This window comes from Methylobacterium sp. B1, assembly GCF_000333255.1.
GTDB classification, from domain to species: Bacteria; Pseudomonadota; Alphaproteobacteria; order Rhizobiales; family Beijerinckiaceae; genus Methylobacterium; species Methylobacterium fujisawaense.
Genome location: NZ_BACT01000709.1, coordinates 1 through 3,137 on the forward strand (window position 1 = coordinate 1; position 3,137 = coordinate 3,137).

General features: G+C 67.8%; 2 protein-coding genes and 1 pseudogene. All 3 read left to right on the forward strand.

The genetic code is table 11. The features are described from left to right. A pseudogene (locus I53_RS31610) lies at positions 1-241 on the forward strand (DUF1467 family protein); the annotation flags it as partial. Positions 242-897: 656 nt separating this feature from the next. Beyond that, positions 898-2,223 (forward strand): proline--tRNA ligase, encoded by a 1,326-nt coding sequence (proS, locus tag I53_RS20825; RefSeq protein ID WP_043354248.1) that lies wholly within the window; start codon positions 898-900, stop codon positions 2,221-2,223. Positions 2,224-2,232: 9 nt separating this feature from the next. Beyond that, on the forward strand, positions 2,233-3,137 hold a 905-nt coding region (locus I53_RS20830), incomplete at its 3' end, for an ABC transporter permease (protein ID WP_043354250.1).

Consider the following 3,137-nt stretch of genomic DNA (forward strand, 5'->3'; position numbering starts at 1 on the left):
AGCCTGTTCAAGCTGACGTGGGCGGCGCGATCGCCCTTTACTTCGTGGTCTGGTGGACGCTGCTTTTCGCGGTCCTGCCCCTGCGCAACCAGCCCGAGACGCGGCCCACCCACGTGTCCCGGGCCAGGATCCCGGCGCTCCGGCGGCGCCGCGGCTGCGCGAGAAGGCCATCTGGACGACGCTGGTCGCAGGGGCCGCCTTCCTGATCGCCCTGGCGGTGTTCCCCCTGGCCGGGCTGTAGGACGGCTCAGGGCCGGGGTTTCTCCGAGCTCGCCGTAAGACAGGCCCATGCCCGGGCTCACGTCTCCGGGCGATGCGTGCGGGACGTCATCGGAGAGATAGGCCCGCCGCACGCAGCGGTCTGACGGCGACCATTTGTCTCCCGGGGTCGAAGGGTCGGGACACGCCCGGCTCTCGGTGCTGAACGGATCGCCTCCGGCGGCCTTCAGCGCTGTCCCTCGACAAGCGCCCGGTGGACGGGGCAACGCAGCCCGCCGCCAAGAATAAAAAAAGCAAGGCCCGAGGCCTTGCTTTCAAGCTTCAATGGCTCGACCTTTGAATATCCCACGCATTGGCTGCGGAGCGGTCGCTTTTCCTCCCGAGACTCGGACCTTGCGCCACCTCTTCCGGGCGTCGCAAACATCGCCGGACGCTTATAGGAACAACAATTCGTGTTGTCACCGGGTCTGCGAGAAAAATCTGCGCTTTCTTGCCGGCAAATGGGCATACCGCTTTCCGCCTAGGCAGCGGCCCAACCGCGGCCGGGCCGCCGCCTCCGGTTCGCCGCGATTACGCCCCGCCGTGGTCGCGCAGTGCTTGTAATTTGCGTCTCCGGCGTGTTGTGTGCCGGCGCGCCGCGGCTCCTCCCGGCCGATCCTCTTCCAAGACTCTGACGACATGCGTCTCTCCCGCTATTTCATGCCGACCTTGCGCGAGACGCCCAAGGAAGCCGAGATCGTCTCGCATCGGCTGATGCTGCGCGCCGGCCTGGTGCGTCAGGAGTCGGCCGGCATCTACGCGTGGCTGCCGCTCGGCCTGCGGGTGCTGGAGCGGGTCTGCGCGGTGATCCGGCGGGAGCAGGACCGTTCCGGCGCCATCGAGATCCTGATGCCGACGGTGCAATCCGCCGAGCTGTGGCGGGAATCCGGCCGCTACGACGCCTACGGCAAGGAGATGCTGCGCCTGAAGGACCGGCACGAGCGCGAGATGCTCTACGGCCCCACCGCCGAGGAGATGGTCACCGAGATCTTCCGGGCGAGCGTGCGCTCCTACAAGGACCTGCCCAAGAACCTCTACCAGATCTCGTGGAAGTTCCGCGACGAGGTGCGGCCGCGCTTCGGCACGATGCGCTCCCGCGAGTTCCTGATGAAGGACGCCTACTCGTTCGATTTCGACCAGGCCGGCGCCCGCCACGCCTACAACCGGATGTTCGTCGCCTACCTGCGCACCTTCGCCGGGCTCGGCCTCAAGGCGATCCCGATGCGCGCCGATACCGGCCCCATCGGCGGCGACCTGTCCCACGAATTCATCATCCTGGCCAAGACCGGCGAGAGCGAGGTCTTCTGCGACAAGGCCTATCTCGACTTCGACATTCCGCCGGAGACCGTGGATTTCGACGACGTCGCCGCCCTCCAGGGCATCGTCGATGCCTGGACCTCGCACTACGCGGCCACCGAGGAGATGCACGAGCCGGAGGCCTTTGCGGAGGTTGCGGAGGACAGCCGCCTCGCGGCACGCGGCATCGAGGTCGGGCACATCTTCTATTTCGGAACCAAGTATTCCGAGCCGATGGGCGCCAAGGTTGCCGGGCCGGATGGGATCGAGCGGCCGGTCCATATGGGCTCCTACGGCATCGGTCCGAGCCGGCTGGTGGCGGCGATCATCGAGGCGAGCCACGACGAGGCCGGCATCATCTGGCCGGATTCGGTCGCGCCGTTCGACGTGGCCCTGATCAATCTGAAGGTCGGCGATGCCGGCACCGATGCCGCCTGCGCGCAGATCCAGTCGGATCTCGAGACCGCCGGCCTGTCGGTGCTCTACGACGACCGCGACGAGCGCCCCGGCGCCAAGTTTGCCACCGCGGACCTGATCGGCCTGCCCTGGCACGTGATCGTCGGGCCGAAGGGCTTGGCGGAGGGCAAGGTCGAGCTGAAGCGGCGTGCCGGGGGCGAGCGCGAGAGCCTCGCCATCGTCGATCTGCTGGCACGCATCCGGCGCGTCTGAGGCGTGCCGATGGCGGCATCAGCGGCGCTGGACCGGGTCAGGACCTTCGCGGCGTCGTTCCGTGCGGGCACCACTGCCCCGTTCGCACCGTTCGAGTGGATCCTCGCCGGCCGCTACCTGCGCGCCCGCCGACGGGGCGGCGGCGTCTCGGTGGTGGCGTTCTTCTCGGTACTGGGCATCGCGCTGGGTGTCGCCACGCTGATCATCGTCCTGTCGGTGATGAACGGCTTCCGGGCGGAGCTGCTCTCGAAGATCGTGGGCATCAACGGTCACCTGTTCGCCACCCCGATCGACCGGCCGTTCAACGATTGGACCGACCTGTCGGAGCGCCTGTCGAAGGTCGCGGGCGTGCGCGCCGCGGTGCCGCTGGTGGAGGGCCAGGCCTTCGCGTCGTCGCAATATGGCGGCTCCGGCGTGATCATCCGCGGCGTAAGGGCCGCCGACCTCGACGCCCTGGCGGCGGTATCCTCGGCGATCCGCGGGGGCACCCTGGAGGGCTTCGACGACGGCACGGGCGTGCTGATCGGCCGGCGGCTCGCCGACACCCTCGGCCTGCAGGCCGGAGATACGATCACGCTGGTGACGCCCAAGGGCTCGTCGACGCCCTTCGGAACGGCGCCGCGGACCAAGAGCTACACGGTCAAGGCGGTGTTCGAGGTCGGCATGACCGAGTTCGACCAGACCTTCGTGTTCATGCCCCTGGCCGAGGCGCAGGCGTTCTTCAACAGGGACGGCGACGTCAGCATGATCGAGATCTATGTCGACGATCCCGATCATGTCGGTGACATGCGCGAGCCCCTAGAGATGGCGGCCGAGCGCCCGATCCTGCTCACCGACTGGCGCCAGCGCAACCGGACCTTCTTCGGGGCCCTGGAGGTGGAGCGGAACGTGATGTTCCTGATCCTCAGCCTGAT